This window comes from Actinomadura soli, assembly GCF_005889715.1.
Classification (GTDB): domain Bacteria; phylum Actinomycetota; class Actinomycetes; order Streptosporangiales; family Streptosporangiaceae; genus Spirillospora; species Spirillospora soli.
Genome location: NZ_VCKW01000071.1, coordinates 1 through 16,661, shown reverse-complemented (window position 1 = coordinate 16,661; position 16,661 = coordinate 1). Strand labels below are relative to the sequence as shown.

Below are 16,661 nucleotides of genomic sequence, written 5' to 3'. Positions count from 1 at the left end.
TGAGAAATGCGCTCGGTGAAATGCGGCGACAAGCCTATATGAGCGGTTCTGGCACACTTGTCCAGGTGAAGCGGCTCCTGATCATCGGCATCGGCGCGGGCGACCCCGACCACCTCACCTTCCAGGGCGCCAACGCCATCGCCGCCGCCGACGTCTTCCTCCTCGTCGACAAAGGCGAGGCCAAAGACGACCTGACCCGGCTGCGACGCGACCTCATCGCCGCCCACGGCCGTGAGCCGTACCGGATCGTCGAGGCCCGCGACCCCGAACGCGACCGCACCACCCCGGCCTACACGGCGGCCGTCGAGGACTGGCGCTCCCGCCGCGCCCAGATATACGCGTCCTTCATCGCGGACGACCTCGCCGACGGGCAGAGCGGCGCGCTCCTCGTCTGGGGCGACCCCGGCGTCTACGACAGCACCCTCGCCGTCCTGGACGAGATCGACGCCGAGTTCGACTACGAGGTCGTCCCCGGCATCAGCAGCATCTCGGCGCTCACCGCCCGCCACCGCGTCGCCCTCACCCGCGTCGGACGCCCCGTCCACATCACCACGGGTCGCCGCCTGGCCGCCGAAGGCCCCACCGCCGACGACGTCGTCGTCATGCTGGACGCCGCCTGCTCCTTCACCGGCGCCGGCGAGGACCACCACATCTACTGGGGCGCCTACCTCGGCACGCCCGACGAGATCCTCATCTCGGGCCCGGTCACCGAGGTCGCCGACCGCATCCGCGCCGCCCGCGCCGAGGCCCGCGCCCGCAAGGGCTGGATCATGGACACCTACCTCCTCCGCCGTGCCCCGAGCGAAGACCACCGCAGAACCCAGAACAAGTGACACGTCGGCCCCGCGTCGGCCAGCGACGCGGGGCCGCCGGTCGCCGGGCAGGTCCGCGTGGAAATCTACCTACTTGCTGCATGTAGGTTTCATGGTGTCCTGCGACTGCGTCGGAGTCGGCGCGATCTTGATAGTGGGGTCGATCACCACCGGGGACTTGCGCTTGGCATCGTTCAGCCAGGCCTTGTCCGCCTCGACGGTGATGTGCAGCCGTGTCCGGGCGCGGGGCGCCGGGCCGGCAGGCGGGGCGCGGGAGCGACGGCGGCCTTCTTCAAAAGATCTTGAGGTCTTGGTGTTGGTTCGGATCGGCCCGGTTAGCCGTCCCGCAGAGCGACATATAGGCAGGGGGTAGGCGTGCCCGGCGGCATCGCTTGGTCCGCACCGGCGAGGCTTCACGGCTCGGGAGGGCCCGTCACGAGCGGGTCGCGGAGACATCCAGAGAAAGGGGCGGCTGTGGGCGTTCATCCAGGCGGAGGGCGTACAGCACCTTGCCGCCGTGGAGATGCGTGTCCGGGACGAGGCCGGGGTGACTGTTCCGGCGGTGGGCTCGGTCTACGGACGTGCCTTTGGCTTGGCCTGCGTGCGGGCAGCGCTAGGGGTTCGTCTGTTCATCACTCTCTGGGCGGTGAACGGTGAGCAGGTCACGATCGCGACCGTCTGGAGCGGCGTCGCGGCGATGTCGACGACGGTCATGTGTCGGTGAGCCGAAAGGGCCGATGCCGGGGCGGATCACCGACTCCACGACGTCTCCCTTCGTGGCCGGTGTCCGGCGCCACACGGCACAGCGTTCGTTGGGGAGGGAGAGCCGTGTGCGGTCATGAGATCCGCGGTCTGCTCCAGCCGTTCCTTCTGGTCCTCATCCATGAGCGGCCGAGTCATGGCTACGACCTGATCGACCGGTTGGCGGGCATGGGGCTGATGGACGTCGAGCCCGGGCATGCGTACCGGGTGCTGCGCGGTCTTGAGCGGGCGCGGCTTTTGACTTCCAGATGGGTTCCTTCGGACGCTGGGCCGGCCCGGCGGCGGTACGAACTCACTCCCGCGGGTGGGGCCGAGCTGAAGAACCGGATGGAGGACCTGGCCGAATTCGGCAGCGTGCTCGACGCTTTCTTGTCCTTGTGGGCGAAGACCTCCCAAGGGTGCGACCAGTGCGCGAAGGGAATGCAGGAATCGGCCGTTGCGTTCTCTCGGCCCTGAGGAGAAGGATATGGCGCGAGAAACGGCGGAGGACGCCGTCCGGACAGTTTTCCAACGCCGCGTGGGTCCGGGCCGAGCCCTCGGCGAAGACGCGGACCTCATCGCCTCGGCCGGCCGGGACATGGCGGTGCGGTTCCACCGCGGCGGCAAGGTCATCACGTTCGGCAACGGCGGTGCGGCAACGGACGCCCAGCATGTCGCGGTGGAGTTCCTGCACCCGGTCATTGTTGGAAAGAGGGCGTTGCCCGCGCTTTCGCTGACCGCCGAAGCGGGGAACGATGATAGGGACGCGAACGAAGCCTTCGCCGACCGGTTGCGGTTGCTCGCCTCTCCTCAGGACATCGCCCTGGGGTTCTCTCCTGACGGCCGATGCGCGAACGTACTGCGGGCCTTTCAGGTCGCTCGTGAACTCGGGGCGCTGACGGTCGCCCTGCTCGGCCGGGACGGCGGTGACATAGCCGGCGACAAGGTCGTGGACCATGCCCTGATCGCCCGGTCCGATGATCCGTGCGTGATCAAAGAGCTGCACGTCACCGCCTACCACATCTTGTGGGAACTGGTTCATGTCTGCATCGAGCAGTCCGGATCGCTGGAATCGGAGGCGGGCGTATGACCAGCCGCGACTCGGTGGGCGAGGGGGGTGCGGCGCCGTGCCATGAGGACGTCTGCGTCACCTGTTCCGACACCGCGGTCCAGGTTCACGTGCTGGACGTCATGGGAGACGGCCTCGGGATCGTCGATACGGAGAATGGCCCGGAGGAAATCAGTCTGGCGTTGGTCGACGCCGGGCCGGGCGACACGGTCTTGGTCCACGCCAAGGAGGCCATCGCCGTGGTGGAGGGGCCGACAGGATGAACCCGGAATCGTTGTATCCGTTTCTCTCGACGGAACAGGGCGAGACCGGCTCTGTGGTCGCGGATGTGCGCGCGTCCACCGAGGAGAAGGCCGCCGAGATCGTCGCGCTGCGGGAATCTCTTGTCGACCTGCACGGTGAACGGCTCGTCCGATGCGCGCGGCAGATGGCCGCGTGCTTCCAGGGCGGCGGCCGGCTGTTCGGTTTCGGCAACGGCGGCAGCAGCACGGATGCACGGCAGATCCAGGAACTCCACGTCAGCCCTCCCCCGCGCGGCCGGCCGTTGCCCGCGATCTCCCTTCCCCATGACGTGGCCACCGTGACCGCGCTGTCCAATGACGTGAGTTTCGACGTCGTCTTCGCGCGCCAGCTCGCGGCGCTCGCGGTGGCGGGAGACATCGCCGTGGGCTTGTCGACCAGTGGCGGCTCGGAGAATCTGCTGCGCGCCTTCGAGGAGGCGAACCGCAGGCGGATGATGACGGTCGGCTTCACGGGCTATGACGGGGGAAGAATGGCCCAGGCTGGAACGATCGACCACCTCTTCATCGTGCCGTCCTCCTCCGTTCACAGGATCCAGGAGGCGCAGACGACGCTGTACCACGTGCTCTGGGAGCTCACTCAGCAGGCGCTGCGCGGGCGGTTGTGAGACCCCCTAGGGCCACGCTCACGCGGCTTCGGGTCCGTATCGAGGGGATTGTCCAGGGCGTTGGGTTTCGCCCTTTCGTCTCTGAACTGGCCGGGGAGCACGGGGTCGCGGGCTTCGTGGGAAATGATTCGGAGGGCGTCTTCGCGGAGATCGAGGGCGATCGGGCGAACCTGGACGTCTTCCTCGCCGATCTCGAACGGCGGGCGCCGGCGCTGGCCGTGGTGGAGCGGGTGCGGGCGGAACCGACGGCGCCGATGGACGAGCGCGGGTTCCGGATCGTGCCGAGCTCTGCTGCGGTGACACGTTCCGCGCTCGTCTCTCCCGACACGGCGACATGCCTCGACTGCCTCGCCGAGATCGCTGCCCCGGCCGGGCGCCGGTCAGGCTATCCGTTCACGAACTGCACGGCCTGCGGGCCGCGGTTCACCATCGTCACCGATGTCCCGTATGACCGGCGCAACACGACCATGGCCGCGTTCGGAATGTGCGAGGCGTGCGCCAGGGAGTACACGGATGCCGCCGACCGGAGATTCCACGCTCAACCCGTGTGCTGCCGCCAATGCGGGCCGTCACTGCGGTTCTTCGGGCCGGACGGCGTTCCGGCCGATGGACAGCCGCTGAAGGCCGCGGCCGAATGGCTCCGGCAAGGCCGCATTCTCGCTGTCAAGGGACTCGGCGGCTACCATCTCGCCGTCATCGCCGACGACGAGGCAGCGGTTCGCAGGCTGCGCGACCGCAAACATCGGGAGGACAAGCCGTTCGCCTTGATGGTCCCCGACCTGCAATCGGCGCGGAAGCTGGTCCGACTGGAATCTACCGGTGAACGTGTGCTGGCGGGAATGCGCCGCCCGATTCTGCTGGCGCCACGCCTTCCTGAAGCTTGTGTCGCGGACGCGGTGGCGCCGCGGAATCAGGAGCTCGGGGTGATGCTGCCCTACACTCCCCTGCATCACCTGCTCGCCGGTCACCTCGGCCGCCCATTCGTCTTGACGAGCGGCAACGTGTCGGATGAGCCGATCGCCTACCGTGACGACGACGCGGTGGAACGGCTCTCGGAGATCGCGGACGGTTTCCTGACGCACGATCGGCCCATCCATGTGCGCACCGACGACTCCGTGGTCCGCGTATTCCGCGGAAGAGAACTGCTCGTCCGACGATCACGCGGATATGTCCCCGCTCCCTTGACCACTGCTCGGCCGTTCCCGCGTCCGGTCCTGGCGTGCGGGGCGGAACTGAAGAACACATTCTGTGTGGCCAAGGGGAACCGGGCATTCGTATCCCATCACATCGGCGATCTGGAGAACTACGAGACGCTGCGGTCGTTCACCGAGGGAATCGCTCACTTCCGCCGGCTTTTCGATGTGGATCCCGGACTGGTCGCTCATGATCTGCATCCGGAGTATCTGTCGACGAAGTTCGCGCTGGAGTTGGAGGACGTGGACGTGGTGGGTGTTCAGCATCACCATGCCCACATCGCGTCCTGCCTCGCCGATAACGGAGAGAGCGGTCCGGTCATCGGCGTCGCCTTCGATGGGCTCGGCTTCGGAGACGACGCCACTTTCTGGGGTGGCGAGCTGCTCGTCGCCGACCTGGTGGGTTTTGAGCGGGCGGGCCATTTGGAGGCGGTGCCCATGCCGGGTGGGGCGATGGCGGTCCGTGAACCGTGGCGGATGGCGGTCGCCCACCTCTTGGCGGCTTACGGAGATGCCCTTCCCGATCTGGACCTCGCCCGGCGGCATCGTGAGCGTTGGGACGCGGTCCTGGCCATGGCTCGAAGGGGCGTCAATGCCCCGCTCACGTCCAGCGTTGGACGGCTGTTCGACGCGGTCTCGGCAATTCTCGGCGTCCGGGACGTGGCGCGATACGAGGGGCAGGCCGCCATCGAACTGGAGCAGAGAGTCGCCGGGCAGGAACGCGGCGGGTATCAGGTGACGGTGAGAGACCAACGCCCGCTGGTCATTCAGGGACGCGACCTCATCCGCTGCGTTGTCGACGATTTGCTCGCCGATGTCGCCGTGGGCAGGATCGCCGCCCGGTTCCACAATGGGCTGGCGCAGGCCGCCGTCAGGGCGGTATGCGTTCTGCGCGAACGCACCGGCCTCGACACGGTCGCTCTGTCCGGGGGCGTCTTCCAGAATCTGGTGTTGTTGAACCGGGTCGTGGCTGGCTTGGAGGAGGACGGCTTCCGGGTCCTCGTCCACTCCCGGGTGCCGTCCAATGACGGTGGGATCTCTCTCGGCCAGGCGGTCGTCGCGGCGGCGCGCGACCGCGCCGGACTCGTGAATGGACTCGTGAACCTGCTCGAAGACCCGAAACCGTGATCTCGGCCGTCAGCAGATCCGCGGCAGTGGATCGCCTACCAGCATGTCCACGATGCGCGTACCGCCGAAGGACGTCTTCAGCAGAACGGCGCCGGGCGGCTCGTCCGCGACACGCCCTGCGATCGCGGCGCCTTCCCCCGACGGGTGGCCGCGAAGCGCCGCAAGCGCCGTTTCCGCGTGCTCGCCGTCCACGACGGCGACGAACCGGCCCTCACAGGCCACGTACAGGGGGTCGATGCCGAGCAGTTCGCAGGCGCCGTTGACCACGGGCTTCACCGGCACCGCCGCCTCGTCCAGCACGATCCCGAGCCGGGCCGTCTGGGCGACCTCGTTGAGGACCGTCGCCACGCCGCCCCGCGTCGCGTCGCGCAGGACGCGCACACCGCCGGGGACGGCGTCCAGGAGCGCCGCGACGGGCTCGTGGAGCGGTGCGGTGTCCGAGGCGAGGTCGGCCTCGATGTCGAGTTCGCCGCGGGCGAGCATGATCGTGACGCCGTGGTCCCCGATCGGCCCGGAGACCAGCACGGCGTCGCCGGGCCGCGCGGCCGAGGCGGTCAGCGTCAGGTCCCGCTCCAGGACGCCGATGCCGGCGGTGTTGATGTAGCAGCCGTCGGCCTTGCCGCGCTGCACGACCTTGGTGTCACCGGTGACCACGGTGACTCCCGCCGCCGCGGCGGCCGTGGCCATCGATTCCACGACCCGCCGCAGGTCCGCGACCGGGAAGCCCTCCTCAAGGATGAACCCGGCCGACAGGTACATCGGGCGGGCACCGCATACGGCGAGGTCGTTGACCGTTCCGTTCACCGCCAGGTGCCCGATGTCGCCGCCCGGGAAGAACAGGGGCGACACCACGAAGGTGTCGGTCGTGAAGACCGTCCGGGTGCCGTTGAGGGTGAGGGTGGCGCCGTCCGCCATGTCGTCCAGGTGCGGGTTGCGGAAGGCGTCCAGGAAGACGGCCTCGATGAGGGTCTGGGTGGCCTTGCCACCGGCCCCGTGGGCCAGGGTGACGCGTTCCTCCTTGACCTTGGCCTTGCGGAGGCGTGCCCGCTCGATGCGTTCCAGGACTCGCTGTTCGGCGGACTGCTCCGCGGTGGTTCCGGCGCCGGTCGTCATGTGGGCGTCGCCTCCTTGACGCGGTCACGCGTGAAACGTCCGTAGTTGTAGTAGGCCGCGCAGGCCCCTTCGGAAGAGACCATGCAGGTTCCGATCGGTGTCTCCGGTGTGCACGCGGTGCCGAAGACCTTGCACTCCCAGGGCTTGATGACGCCCTTGAGGACCTCGCCGCATTGGCAGGCCTTGGGATCGGCCACCCGGACACCTGGGACGTCGAAGATGCGCTCGGCGTCGTGGACGGCGTAGGCCTCGCGGACCCGCAGCGCCGACTGGGAGATGAACCCCAGCCCGCGCCATTCGAAGTACGGCCGGAGCTCCATGACCTCCCCGATGACCTCCAGCGCCTTGCGGTTTCCGTCCCAGGGCACGACGCGGGTGTACTGGTTCTCCACCTCGGCGCGGCCGTCGGCGAGCTGCCGCAGCAGCATGTGGACCGACTGCAGGATGTCCAGCGGTTCGAAGCCCGAGCAGACCAGCGGCTTGCCGTAGCGACCGGGGATGAACGCATACGGGCGGCAGCCGATGACGGTCGAGACGTGGCCGGGGCCGAGGAAGCCGTCGAGCCGCAGGTCCGGCGAGTCCAGGATCGCCTTGATGGCGGGGAGGATCGTCACGTGGTTGCAGAAGACGGAGAAGTTCTCGATCCCCTCGGCGGCGGCCCGCAGGACGGTCATGGCCGTGGACGGGGTGGTCGTCTCGAAACCGATCGCCATGAAGACGACCCTGCGGTCGGGGTTCCGCCGGGCGATCTTCAGCGCGTCCAGCGGCGAGTACACCATGCGTATGTCGGCGCCCTCGGCCTTGGCGTCCAAGAACGAGCCGCTGCCGCCGGGCACCCGCATCATGTCCCCGAACGAGGTCATGATGACGTCCGGGTGCCGGGCGATGGCGATCGCGTCGTCCACGCGCCCCATCGGGATCACGCACACCGGGCAGCCGGGCCCGTGCACGAGCGTGATGCCCTCCGGCAGGTGATCCTCCACGCCGTGCTTGTAGATGGTGTGCGTGTGACCGCCGCAGACCTCCATGAACTTGTACCGCCGGCCGGGCTCGCACAGCGCGGTGATCTGCGCGGCCAGTGTCCGGGCCTGATCCGCGTCGCGGTATTCGTCGACGAACCGCATGCCGGTCAGCCGCCCTTCGTTCGATGTCGGAACCCGCGTGACCCCGGCTCCTGGACCGGGCCGGGGCCCGTCAGGTGATGTCGGAGTCCGCGAGCGCGTCCAGTTCGTCGGTGTAGGCGCTCCCGAGTCCCCGCAGCAGGTCGAGCGTCGCCGCGGCCTCGGCCTCGTCGATCTTGGACATGGCGAAGCCGACGTGCACCAGGACCCAGTCGCCGGGGCGCACGCCGTCCGGCCCGAGCAGGCCGATGTTGACGGCGCGCCGGACGCCGGCGACCTCGACTGTGGCGAGGTCGTCGCGGTCGGGTGAGAGTTCGACGATCTCACCGGGAATGCCGAGGCACATCCGCCCTGCCGTCCTCCCCGCTCACATGCGCTCGATCTTGAGGTAGCGGCGCATCGCCGGAATCTCCTTCCAGACCAGCGCCACGACTCCGGCGGCGGTCAGGCAGGCCACCCCGATCCACACTTTTCGCACGTCGTCTCGCTCCTTTCGGGTCAGCCGGGCGGCAGGTTCGGCATGATCGGCAGAATCGGGTCCCGCTCTTTGGGCCGAATGCCGGTCGACCGCCGCGAGTCGGCGGTGCCGTCCTCGTGGTGCCCGGGTTCGTGGTCGTAGGCGCCCTTGCGGTTGCCTTGATCGACGCCTTTGGTGTGTGAAGGCGTGTCGGGGGCCACGTCCGGTTTACCGACGCGAATCTGCGCCATGGCTAGTTCCCCTCTCGTGGTCGGTGAGGCCGGGCCGAGGTTCCGGGACGATGACCTCCCTCGGCCAGTTGGGCGAAGAACGCCTCGACGGCCGTCCACACGCGGTCTCCCCCCGACAGCCCCGTCCACGCCCCCTTGATGACGCCGACGAGGCGGTAGCAGTCGTCGACCGGGACGAGCCACTGCTCGTCCGCCTCGCGGATCGAGCTGGTCAGCAGCGCCTCGACCGCGGGCAGCATCGACGCCAGATCCGGGTTCTGTGCGCTGACGGCCGTCCAGGCGGACGGGTCCACCGTCCACGCCGTCGCGCCCATCGGGCTCGGGTACCGGGCGACGACGGCGCCGTCCAACCCGACGACGAAGAAGGCGAGCCGCACCGGGACGCCGAGATCGGCGACCGAGACGCCGGTCAGCCTCACCCTGCGGTCCGGCACGAGCCGGTAGTGCCCTGCCCCGGCCCCGTCCTTCTCGAAGAGCAGGGCGCACGCGCGGCACGCGCACGCCAGTTCACCGGTGCGCTCGTCGAAAACGTGGGCATGGCCGTCCGCGACGGGAACCTCGCACAGACCGCACCTGTCAACGTCCGCCCGGGTGGACGATCTCAGGATCGCGCGGTTGAGCGCTCCGAAGGTCATGGGGCGCCGTCCGTGATGGCGGGGGGTCGCAGGAGCGCCTCGACGGGGACGAACGTCTTCGTCGACGTTGAGGTGTCCGGAGTGGCCACGTGGACGCCGACCAGTTCGGGGGCCGCGGCCAGTACGGCCTCTCGCACGACGTCCTCAACGGGTTCGGCGCCGCCGCACCCGCACCCGCCTGCCTTCACCCGCACCTGAGCGGTCTCCTCCTGGATCCCGACGAGCTCGGCGTCGGCGCCCTTGCGACGGAGCCGCGGCCGGAGCGCGTCCAGGGCACGGGCGACGCGCCGCTCGACCGGCTCGGGATGGATTTCGTGGAGGACGAGGAGGTGGCCGACGAGATCGTCGTCGAGGATGGCTTCAATGAGGCGGGAATCATCGGATGCGCGGTCCATCACCCGCGCCAGCGCCTCCCCGTACACCTCGGTGAGGAAGGTGACCGCGTCCAGCGCCGTCTCCGCGGTCGCGCCGGGCGTCCGTTCCAGCCTGCCGAGCGTCTCGTCGAGGCGGCCCAGCCGGCCGGCGATCGCCTGACCGTCCAGGCGTCGCGGGCGGTCGGCGGCGGTGCCGGGGCCGGCCTCCTGGATCGGTGCGGGCTCAGCCATGGGTCGCTCCGAACATCGGAGAATGCAGTTTCTGCAGCGTCCGTCCCCCGCCGAGGTACATGTGCACGCCACAGGGCAGGCACGGGTCGAAGCTGCGGACGGCGCGCATGATGTCGACGCCCCTGAAATCGTCGGCGCCGTTCTCCTCGAAGATCGGCATGTCCTGGACGGCGTCCTCGTAGGGGCCGGGCGTGCCGAAGCTGTCGCGCGGGCTGCCGTTCCAGGGCGTCGGCGGGTACGGATGGTAGTTGGCGATCTTCCCGTCCCGGATCACCATGTGGTGTGACAGCACGCCGCGCACCGCCTCGTGGAACCCGCACCCGATCGCCTCGTCGGGCACCTCGAAGTCCTCGAACACCTTGGTGTCGCCGGCGCGGACCAGGCCGAGTGCTTGCTCGACGAAATGCACCGCCATCGCCGCCGCGTAGGCGACGAAGTAGGCGCGGGCCCGATTCCGTTCGAGGGCGTTGGACCACTGCGGGATACGCCATTCCAGCGTCGTCTCCGGCAGGTCGCGGCCCTTCGGCAGCGAGATCTGCACGCTGGATCCGGTCGACTTCACGAACGGGGTGTCGACCATGTTCGCCAGCGCGGTCGTGTAGAGCCGCGCGAACGCCCCGCCGCCGGTGTCCAGAGCGAGATGCTCTCCGGTCTCAGGACGCAGCCAGCGCGGGCTCATGACCCAGCTGTACTTGTCGTCGAAGTCGCGTTTCTGCGGCACCGGCAGGGTGGTCTGGTTCCACGGGTGGCGCATGTCCACCGGGTTGCCGAGCGGATCATGGGTGACGAAGGGGTCCTCGTTCACCCAGTCGTCGTAGTAGGAGCTGCCGAGCAGGATGCGGATGCCGAGGTTGATGTCGACCAGGTTCGTGGTGAGGAGTTCGCCGTCCACGACGATGCCGGGCGTGACGTACATCGCCTTCCCCCAGCGGTTCATCGTCTCGTACTTGTAGTCGACGACCGCGGGGTCCTGGAAGGCGCCCCAGCAGCCGAGCATGACGCGGCGGCGGCCCACCTCCTCGTACCCGGGCAGCGCCTCGTAGAAGAAGTCGAAGACGTCGTCGTTCATCGCGACGGACTTCTTGATGAAGTCGACGATGCCCATCAGGCGGGAGAGGTAGTCGGTGAACACGGTGGGGCTCGGCATGGTCCCGACCCCGCCCGGATACACCGTCGAGGGGTGCACGTGCCTGCCCTCCATCAGGCAGAACATCTCCCGCGTGGTGCGGCTGACCTGCAGCGCCTCCTTGTATACCGCGCCCTCGAAGGGGTTGAACGCCTCCATGATGTCGGCGATCGTCCGGTAGCCGTGCACCTCCGCGTTCGGCGCCTCGGTGTCCCTGGCCCGCCTCAGCACGGACGGGTTGGTGTCCTTGACCATCGCCTCGCAGAAGTCGACGAAGACGAGGTTGTCCTGGAAGATCGTGTGGTCGAACATGTACTCGGCGGCCTCGCCGAGGTTGAGGATCCATTCGGCCAGCGGCGGGTTCTTGATGCCATAGGCCATGTTCTGCGCGTACACCGAGCACGTGGTGTGGTTGTCGCCGCAGATCCCGCAGATGCGGCTGGTGATGAACCCCGCGTCCCGGGGGTCCTTGCCCTTCATGAACACCGAGTAGCCGCGGAACAACGACGATGTGCTGTGGCACTCGGCCACCCGCCGGTTCGCAAAGTCGATCTTCGTGTAGATGCCCAGGTTGCCGATGATGCGCGTGATGGGGTCCCACGACATCTCGACGAGCTGCCCGGGCTCTCCGCCGGCGGGCGCCTGCTCGGAGGTTGTCATCGGTACGGTCCTCTCCTGCGATCCGGTGGTGGCCGACGAGCGGCCCCGTCCAGGCGCCGCCGGGTGCGGTTCAAGGCCGCCAGCGCGGGTCGTAGCCGCTGGTCAGTTCGTCACGGTTGTGATGCCACTTCGGCTCCTTGTTGGCGGTGATGTTGGTGATCCCGCGCATCCGGCGGATGAAGGCCCCGTACGGCTTGATGAGCATCGACGACAGGCCGCCGCCGGGCGGCGCGTCCATGAACGGCATGAACTTGTCCGGGAAGCCCGGCATGGTGCAGGCGATGCAGATGCCGCCCACGTTCGGGCAGCCGCCGATGCCGCCCATCCAGCCGCGCTTGGGCACATTGCAGTTCACCACCGGCCCCCAGCAGCCGACCTTCACCTGGCATTTCGGCGAGTTGTAGTCCTTGGCGAAGTCGGCCTGCTCGTAGTAGGCGGCGCGGTCGCAGCCCTCGTGCACGGTCCTGCCGAACAGCCACTGAGGTCGCAGCTTGTCGTCCAGCGGCGGCGGAGGCGCCTCGCCGGCGGCATGGTGCAGGACCCAGGTCAGCGTCTCCATGAAGTTCTCGGGCTGGACGGGGCACCCCGGCACGTTGACGATCGGCAGGGCGCCCGCCGACCTGAAATCCCACCCGAGATAGTCCGCCAGCCCCATGCATCCGGTCGGGTTGCCCGCCATCGCGTGGATCCCGCCGTAGGCGGCGCAGGTGCCGGCGGCGACGATCGCCCACGCCTTCGGCGCCAGCCGGTCGATCCACCAGTTCAGCGTCAGCGGCTCGCCGGTCTCCGGATCGTTGCCGAACGACGACCAGTAGCCGTCCCCGTTGATCTTCTCGTTGGGGACCGAGCCCTCCAGGACGAAGATGAACGGCTCCAGCTCACCGTTCGCCGCCGCCCGGAACGGGGCCAGGAACTCCTCGCCGCCCAGGGTCGGCGACAGCACCTTGTTGTGCAGGTGCACCTTCGGCAATCCCGGGATGAGCCCGTTCACCACGTCCTCGATCGCCGGCTGACCGGCGGCCGTCACCGAGACGGTGTCACCGTCGCAGCTCATGCCCTCGGAGATCCACAGGATATGGATCTCGTCGAAACCCTCCGCGCGAGTCATGGTTCGTGCCTCCTCATGTCCGAGGTGTGCTCGACGCGCCGCCGCCGTACCCGGCCTCGCGGAGCGGTGTGCCGTGTCCCGGCGGGTTCGGCGTCCCGCGACAGGGTCATCAGCGGCTCTCCCCGACCGGCGCGTCCACAGTGATCGACTCCAGGACGACGTCCTCGTGACCGGTGCTCTCCACGTCCACGGCGCCGCACGCCGGGCACGCGGCCAAGGCCGTGGCGCTGTTCACCGGCGTCTCCTCGCGGCAGGGACGGCACCGGACCCGCAACGGCTCCAGCACGAGATCGACGTCGGCGCCCTCGGCCACCGTGCCCATCGCGGCCATCCGCACACCCTGCTCGATCACGTCCGGGTCGACCGGGTGCCCGCCGACGCGGACCCGCACGGCACGCACCGGCCGGTCACCGGCCCGCCGAAGGACCGCCTCGACGATGCCCTCGCACATCCCCAGCTCATGCATTCGCTCGCTCCGGATCCGTGTTCGCTTCCCGTTCATCACGTGCAACCTCAGCACAAGCCGCCTCATCACAAGCAGCCACAGCACGAGCGGACTCGTCGGATGCCAGCTCGGTCACCAGGCGGACGGCCCCCTCCACGGCAGCGCGCACCGGTTGCGACAACTCCATGCACTCGTCGATGACGGCCGGACGGCAACCCACCACGAGCACGCGGGGCAGTTCGCCGCCGAGCCGCCGGAGAAGCCGGAGCACGGCCATGGGCTGCATGCCGTGCCCGTCCACGGCGGGCGGGCCGAGCGGATCTGCGGGGTCCAAGCCGGCCACCGCGCCGTCGACCGAGTCCGCGTCCACCTCCAGGACAGTGAGGGTGCCGGGCGGCCCTTCGACGGGTACCGCGTCCACCATGATCAAGACGTCGGGCCGGTGGTCCAGCAGCTCGTACGCCAGATGAACACCGCGGATGCCATAGTCGGCGACCGACACGTTCGCCGGGAGCGCGGAGCCGTCCATCCGCCGGACGACCTCCACGCCGAACCCGTCGTCGCCGAGGAACACGTTCCCGATCCCCGCCACCAGGACCCGGCGGGCCGCCACCCCGCTCATCGCCGATCCCCCTCCGCCGACAGCGGCTCCACCTCGTCGGGGGAGAAGTAGCGGAACCGCCCGTACCACCGGTTGAGCTCCGCGGCGGGGTCGTCCTCCACCGTGACCGCGAGATGCGTGGCATCGTCGACGTCGCAGAGCACCGCCTCGACCTGCGCGGTCCTGCCCTCCAGGAACCGGTCCTGGGGATCGACGCCGTGCCGCCGCGGCCGCAGCCGTACCCGGCTCCCCCGGCGGACCGGCACACCCGCGACCACGACGCTGCCGGCCCCGGGCGGCGGCTCCGGATCAGCGCTCGCCGCAGGCCGCAGCGACCGCACCGCCCCGTGCAGGCGTGAGAACACCTCGGGCGGCATCGACTCTGTCCGGTCCAGGATCTCGGCGGCTCGCGGATCGGTGGCGCGCGCCTCTCGCTTTTCCGCGTCCGTCAGCGTCAGGGTGCGCAACGACAGGATCTCGTCGATCTCCGTCGCATCGTGCAGATCACCGGGGCTCTCCGGAGCGACGCGCGGGTGGTCGTACAGCAGGATCGGCGAAGACAACACCACGTGATCGTCGCCCGGCGGGCCCGCCAGCACGGGGAACGTGTGGACGTTCACACACTCCTCGGCCGCCTGTCTGGCCCACTGAGGTGGATCCAGCGAGGACAGGAACGAGCCCCCGTCCACGCCCAACAGCACATGGCAGCCGATCAGCGATTCCGCCAATGCCTCCTCCCGGGAGGCTCCCGGCGGCGTCACCGCGCCCTTATTCGCTATGCGCACGCGCAGCCGGTGGCTCTGGCGCGGTTCGTCGCCACCGGCGGCCTTCGAGGCCGATGTCGCCACCGTCGAGGCCGATACCGCGGCCGTGGCCGTCACCGGGCACCGCCGGCGCCGGACACGGCCGAGGGGACGTCCCTCCTCGTCCTCAACGTGCTCGGTGTCCATCCCGCCAGTGGCCTGGACGGCGAACTCGTGCGTATCGCCCAGGACGTCCCGCAACGAGAACTGGAGATCGAACTCCTGTGGCAGGGCTTCGTCGAATCCGAACTCCAGCCGTGCCCCCGAACGCAGCGAATCGACCGAGCGGTAGGAGCCGTCGGTCAGACGCTCCTGCACCGATTTGCGCTGCAGTTGGAGAAAACGAACCCGGCACCGGATCGTTGCGTCCGTCGGTGCCTGCAGCAGGCATTCGGTCTGCTGCCAGGGGGCCTCGGCGGACCCGGCGACGCCCGTGTCGGTCAGCCCCTGCGCCTCCGCCCACGCCGGCGGGACGATCACTCCGAACTGCCAGCGCACGCGGTTCTTGACCGACGAACGACGGTAGGGATAAAGGAGGTAGCCCTCATAAAGAATCGCATCGGCCACTTCGCGCGCATACTCAAACCCGCTGGAAGGCGTGACGGGCGGGCTCACCACTCCGGACACACCTCCCCGCGCCGAACCGATTACGCCAACCCCGCAATGGCGCAAGCGACGCGCACGGGGAAAGCTTCCTCCGGTATAGCAACCACTGCCGGCCCCGGTAAGTGAGGACGCCCAGTAGGTGATGGTGGCACCTACCGGAGAAGTGACCTGTCATCGCGCGCCTGGCATGCCCTCCGGTGAAGAGGGCAGATCGGTGAGAACGTCTATCAGGGGAGAAGTCATGAAGCCGCTCATCCGGAGCAGGGACACCGGCGCGATCGTCCGCGCGGGCGCCCGGGGACTCGTCGCGGCCATGGCGATGACCGGTGCCCGCACGGTGACGGCGGCCATGGGCCCCCACGAGAAGAGCCCGCCCGAGGCGATTGTGGAGAAACATCTCCCGCTCGTGTACCGGCTTCCGGAACGGCACCGTGAAGCCGTCATAGAACTCGCCCACTGGACCTACGGTTCGGCTGGCGGCGCCGCGTACGGGATGCTGCCCGAGCGCGTCCGCGCACACGGCGCCAGCGGGCCCGTCTACGGGCTGGTCTTCTGGCTCGGCTTCGAGATCGGCATCCGCCCCCTCCTCGGGGTCAAGCACGCGCATGAGCGCAGAGTCGCCTGGAGAATCGTCCTCGCCCTGGACCATGTTCTGTACGGCCTCGTCGTCGCCGGCCGGTTCGCCCCGGAGCCTTCCAGACGCCCGCGCGGCAGGCCAGGCGTGACCTCGGCATTGTCGATGGCGACTACGGCTCGGGAGCGTGCTCGACGAAGGTCTGTTCGGCGCCGGATCGGGCTGAGCGTGGCAGGGGGCGAAGGCTTGGGGATGCGGAGCCGGCGACTCGGGCGCCTTTCCGTTCGTGTTCGTTGCCCGGATTCCAGTTCGGTTCGCAAGCGGTCGAGGTGAACGAGAAGCTCACCATGGAGCGGCCAGTCGGGGCTTTCGGCCCGCAGCATCTCGGTCAGCTTGACGCGCTCTTCACGCGCGGCGTCCAGGTGATAGGCGAACGGGTCCTCGAGGTCGATGGTTTCTGAGGCGAATCGCTGCCGGCGCATTTCGCCCGTAGGTCTCCCGCAGCGCCACCATTGGCCGCAGCATTCCGACGCCCGCGGGTTGAGGCGGATGCTCTCCTCGGCGTGTACGAGTTCACCGTCCACACATTGGACTTCCCGGGTTAGGGACCGGACCTGGGAGAGCAATTCGTCGAAGGGACGTGGCTCGGGGCGTTTCCACCGCCGACCACGACACTGACGACGCGTTGCGGAGACCGACCCCAGCC

Annotated in this window: 21 protein-coding genes; 9 read left to right on the top strand and 12 right to left on the bottom strand. The window is 68.9% G+C overall.

Annotated elements, in window-relative coordinates; translation table 11 throughout:
• The first annotated feature begins 65 nt into the window (after positions 1-65).
• The 7 genes from cobF (at position 66) to hypF (ending at position 5,850) form a co-directional block, all read left to right on the top strand.
• Positions 66-833 carry a precorrin-6A synthase (deacetylating) gene (cobF, locus tag ETD83_RS16045; RefSeq protein WP_205717698.1) on the top strand — a complete coding sequence of 256 codons (768 nt, stop codon included), beginning with the start codon at positions 66-68 and terminating at the stop codon, positions 831-833.
• Positions 834-1,329: 496 nt separating this feature from the next.
• A complete protein-coding gene (locus ETD83_RS16040; protein WP_138645931.1) occupies positions 1,330-1,536 on the top strand; it encodes a hypothetical protein in 207 nt (68 codons plus the stop codon).
• Positions 1,537-1,640: 104 nt separating this feature from the next.
• Positions 1,641-2,030, top strand: coding sequence for a PadR family transcriptional regulator (locus ETD83_RS16035; protein ID WP_138645930.1), 390 nt, complete (start codon positions 1,641-1,643; stop codon positions 2,028-2,030).
• Positions 2,011-2,643 carry a D-sedoheptulose-7-phosphate isomerase gene (locus ETD83_RS16030; protein ID WP_230420945.1) on the top strand — a complete coding sequence of 211 codons (633 nt, stop codon included), beginning with the start codon at positions 2,011-2,013 and terminating at the stop codon, positions 2,641-2,643. Before ETD83_RS16035 ends, ETD83_RS16030 begins: the two co-directional genes overlap by 20 nt.
• Positions 2,640-2,885 (top strand): HypC/HybG/HupF family hydrogenase formation chaperone, encoded by a 246-nt coding sequence (locus ETD83_RS16025; protein ID WP_138645929.1) that lies wholly within the window; start codon positions 2,640-2,642, stop codon positions 2,883-2,885. The genes ETD83_RS16030 and ETD83_RS16025 overlap by 4 nt, the downstream gene beginning before the upstream one ends.
• Entirely contained in the window at positions 2,882-3,529 is a 648-nt protein-coding gene (locus ETD83_RS16020; protein WP_138645928.1) for a D-sedoheptulose-7-phosphate isomerase, read from the top strand. Before ETD83_RS16025 ends, ETD83_RS16020 begins: the two co-directional genes overlap by 4 nt.
• Positions 3,526-5,850 carry a carbamoyltransferase HypF gene (hypF, locus tag ETD83_RS16015; RefSeq protein WP_138645927.1) on the top strand — a complete coding sequence of 775 codons (2,325 nt, stop codon included), beginning with the start codon at positions 3,526-3,528 and terminating at the stop codon, positions 5,848-5,850. Before ETD83_RS16020 ends, hypF begins: the two co-directional genes overlap by 4 nt.
• A 9-nt stretch (positions 5,851-5,859) precedes the next feature.
• Here hypF and hypE read toward each other — a convergent pair whose 3' ends face one another.
• The 12 genes from hypE to ETD83_RS15960 form a co-directional block, all read right to left on the bottom strand.
• On the bottom strand, positions 5,860-6,963 hold the full coding sequence (gene hypE / locus ETD83_RS16010) for a hydrogenase expression/formation protein HypE (RefSeq protein WP_138645926.1): 1,104 nt from the start codon (positions 6,961-6,963) through the stop codon (positions 5,860-5,862).
• Entirely contained in the window at positions 6,960-8,087 is a 1,128-nt protein-coding gene (gene hypD / locus ETD83_RS16005) for a hydrogenase formation protein HypD (protein WP_138645925.1), read from the bottom strand. Before hypD ends, hypE begins: the two co-directional genes overlap by 4 nt.
• A 70-nt stretch (positions 8,088-8,157) precedes the next feature.
• The gene (locus tag ETD83_RS16000; protein WP_138645924.1) at positions 8,158-8,430 is read right to left on the bottom strand and encodes a HypC/HybG/HupF family hydrogenase formation chaperone; all 273 of its coding nucleotides are present in this window, start codon (positions 8,428-8,430) and stop codon (positions 8,158-8,160) included.
• Positions 8,431-8,451: 21 nt separating this feature from the next.
• A complete protein-coding gene (locus ETD83_RS45965) occupies positions 8,452-8,562 on the bottom strand; it encodes a DUF6893 family small protein (RefSeq protein ID WP_407921486.1) in 111 nt (36 codons plus the stop codon).
• A gap of 20 nt (positions 8,563-8,582) precedes the next feature.
• Positions 8,583-8,792, bottom strand: a complete 210-nt coding sequence (locus ETD83_RS15995; protein ID WP_138645923.1) for a hypothetical protein — start codon at positions 8,790-8,792, stop codon at positions 8,583-8,585.
• 2 nt (positions 8,793-8,794) lie between these two features.
• Positions 8,795-9,427, bottom strand: coding sequence for a DUF5947 family protein (locus ETD83_RS15990; protein WP_138645922.1), 633 nt, complete (start codon positions 9,425-9,427; stop codon positions 8,795-8,797).
• Entirely contained in the window at positions 9,424-10,032 is a 609-nt protein-coding gene (locus tag ETD83_RS15985; protein ID WP_138645921.1) for a NifU family protein, read from the bottom strand. Before ETD83_RS15985 ends, ETD83_RS15990 begins: the two co-directional genes overlap by 4 nt.
• On the bottom strand, positions 10,025-11,818 hold the full coding sequence (locus ETD83_RS15980) for a nickel-dependent hydrogenase large subunit (protein WP_138645920.1): 1,794 nt from the start codon (positions 11,816-11,818) through the stop codon (positions 10,025-10,027). The genes ETD83_RS15985 and ETD83_RS15980 overlap by 8 nt, the downstream gene beginning before the upstream one ends.
• A gap of 70 nt (positions 11,819-11,888) precedes the next feature.
• Positions 11,889-12,926 (bottom strand): NADH-quinone oxidoreductase subunit B family protein, encoded by a 1,038-nt coding sequence (locus tag ETD83_RS15975; RefSeq protein WP_138645919.1) that lies wholly within the window; start codon positions 12,924-12,926, stop codon positions 11,889-11,891.
• Between the two features lie 109 nt (positions 12,927-13,035).
• On the bottom strand, positions 13,036-13,392 hold the full coding sequence (locus tag ETD83_RS15970) for a hydrogenase maturation nickel metallochaperone HypA (RefSeq protein WP_138645918.1): 357 nt from the start codon (positions 13,390-13,392) through the stop codon (positions 13,036-13,038).
• Positions 13,385-13,993 carry a hydrogenase maturation protease gene (locus ETD83_RS15965; RefSeq protein WP_138645917.1) on the bottom strand — a complete coding sequence of 203 codons (609 nt, stop codon included), beginning with the start codon at positions 13,991-13,993 and terminating at the stop codon, positions 13,385-13,387. The genes ETD83_RS15970 and ETD83_RS15965 overlap by 8 nt, the downstream gene beginning before the upstream one ends.
• Positions 13,990-15,402 carry a hypothetical protein gene (locus tag ETD83_RS15960; RefSeq protein WP_138645916.1) on the bottom strand — a complete coding sequence of 471 codons (1,413 nt, stop codon included), beginning with the start codon at positions 15,400-15,402 and terminating at the stop codon, positions 13,990-13,992. The genes ETD83_RS15965 and ETD83_RS15960 overlap by 4 nt, the downstream gene beginning before the upstream one ends.
• A gap of 220 nt (positions 15,403-15,622) precedes the next feature.
• Here ETD83_RS15960 and ETD83_RS15955 point away from each other — a divergent pair, with 220 nt between their 5' ends.
• Together ETD83_RS15955 and ETD83_RS45345 are read left to right on the top strand one after the other, a co-directional pair.
• The gene (locus ETD83_RS15955) at positions 15,623-16,288 is read left to right on the top strand and encodes a hypothetical protein (RefSeq protein WP_138645915.1); all 666 of its coding nucleotides are present in this window, start codon (positions 15,623-15,625) and stop codon (positions 16,286-16,288) included.
• Complete coding sequence (locus ETD83_RS45345; RefSeq protein ID WP_268920461.1) at positions 16,285-16,416, top strand: hypothetical protein; 132 nt, start codon at positions 16,285-16,287, stop codon at positions 16,414-16,416. Before ETD83_RS15955 ends, ETD83_RS45345 begins: the two co-directional genes overlap by 4 nt.
• The last annotated feature ends 245 nt before the right edge of the window (positions 16,417-16,661 follow it).

What these genes read in the sequence shown, in the direction of transcription:
- ETD83_RS16000 (WP_138645924.1), bottom strand. Translation starts at nt 8,430, where the DNA reads ATGTGCCTCGGCATTCCCGGTGAGATCGTCGAACTCTCACCCGACCGC.
- ETD83_RS15975 (WP_138645919.1), bottom strand. Translation starts at nt 12,926, where the DNA reads ATGACTCGCGCGGAGGGTTTCGACGAGATCCATATCCTGTGGATCTCC.
- ETD83_RS16025 (WP_138645929.1), top strand. Translation starts at nt 2,640, where the DNA reads ATGACCAGCCGCGACTCGGTGGGCGAGGGGGGTGCGGCGCCGTGCCAT.
- ETD83_RS15990 (WP_138645922.1), bottom strand. Translation starts at nt 9,427, where the DNA reads ATGACCTTCGGAGCGCTCAACCGCGCGATCCTGAGATCGTCCACCCGG.
- hypE (WP_138645926.1), bottom strand. Translation starts at nt 6,963, where the DNA reads ATGACGACCGGCGCCGGAACCACCGCGGAGCAGTCCGCCGAACAGCGA.
- ETD83_RS15995 (WP_138645923.1), bottom strand. Translation starts at nt 8,792, where the DNA reads ATGGCGCAGATTCGCGTCGGTAAACCGGACGTGGCCCCCGACACGCCT.
- ETD83_RS15970 (WP_138645918.1), bottom strand. Translation starts at nt 13,392, where the DNA reads ATGCATGAGCTGGGGATGTGCGAGGGCATCGTCGAGGCGGTCCTTCGG.
- ETD83_RS15965 (WP_138645917.1), bottom strand. Translation starts at nt 13,993, where the DNA reads ATGAGCGGGGTGGCGGCCCGCCGGGTCCTGGTGGCGGGGATCGGGAAC.
- ETD83_RS15985 (WP_138645921.1), bottom strand. Translation starts at nt 10,032, where the DNA reads ATGGCTGAGCCCGCACCGATCCAGGAGGCCGGCCCCGGCACCGCCGCC.
- hypD (WP_138645925.1), bottom strand. Translation starts at nt 8,087, where the DNA reads ATGCGGTTCGTCGACGAATACCGCGACGCGGATCAGGCCCGGACACTG.
- ETD83_RS16020 (WP_138645928.1), top strand. Translation starts at nt 2,882, where the DNA reads ATGAACCCGGAATCGTTGTATCCGTTTCTCTCGACGGAACAGGGCGAG.
- ETD83_RS15955 (WP_138645915.1), top strand. Translation starts at nt 15,623, where the DNA reads ATGAAGCCGCTCATCCGGAGCAGGGACACCGGCGCGATCGTCCGCGCG.
- ETD83_RS15980 (WP_138645920.1), bottom strand. Translation starts at nt 11,818, where the DNA reads ATGACAACCTCCGAGCAGGCGCCCGCCGGCGGAGAGCCCGGGCAGCTC.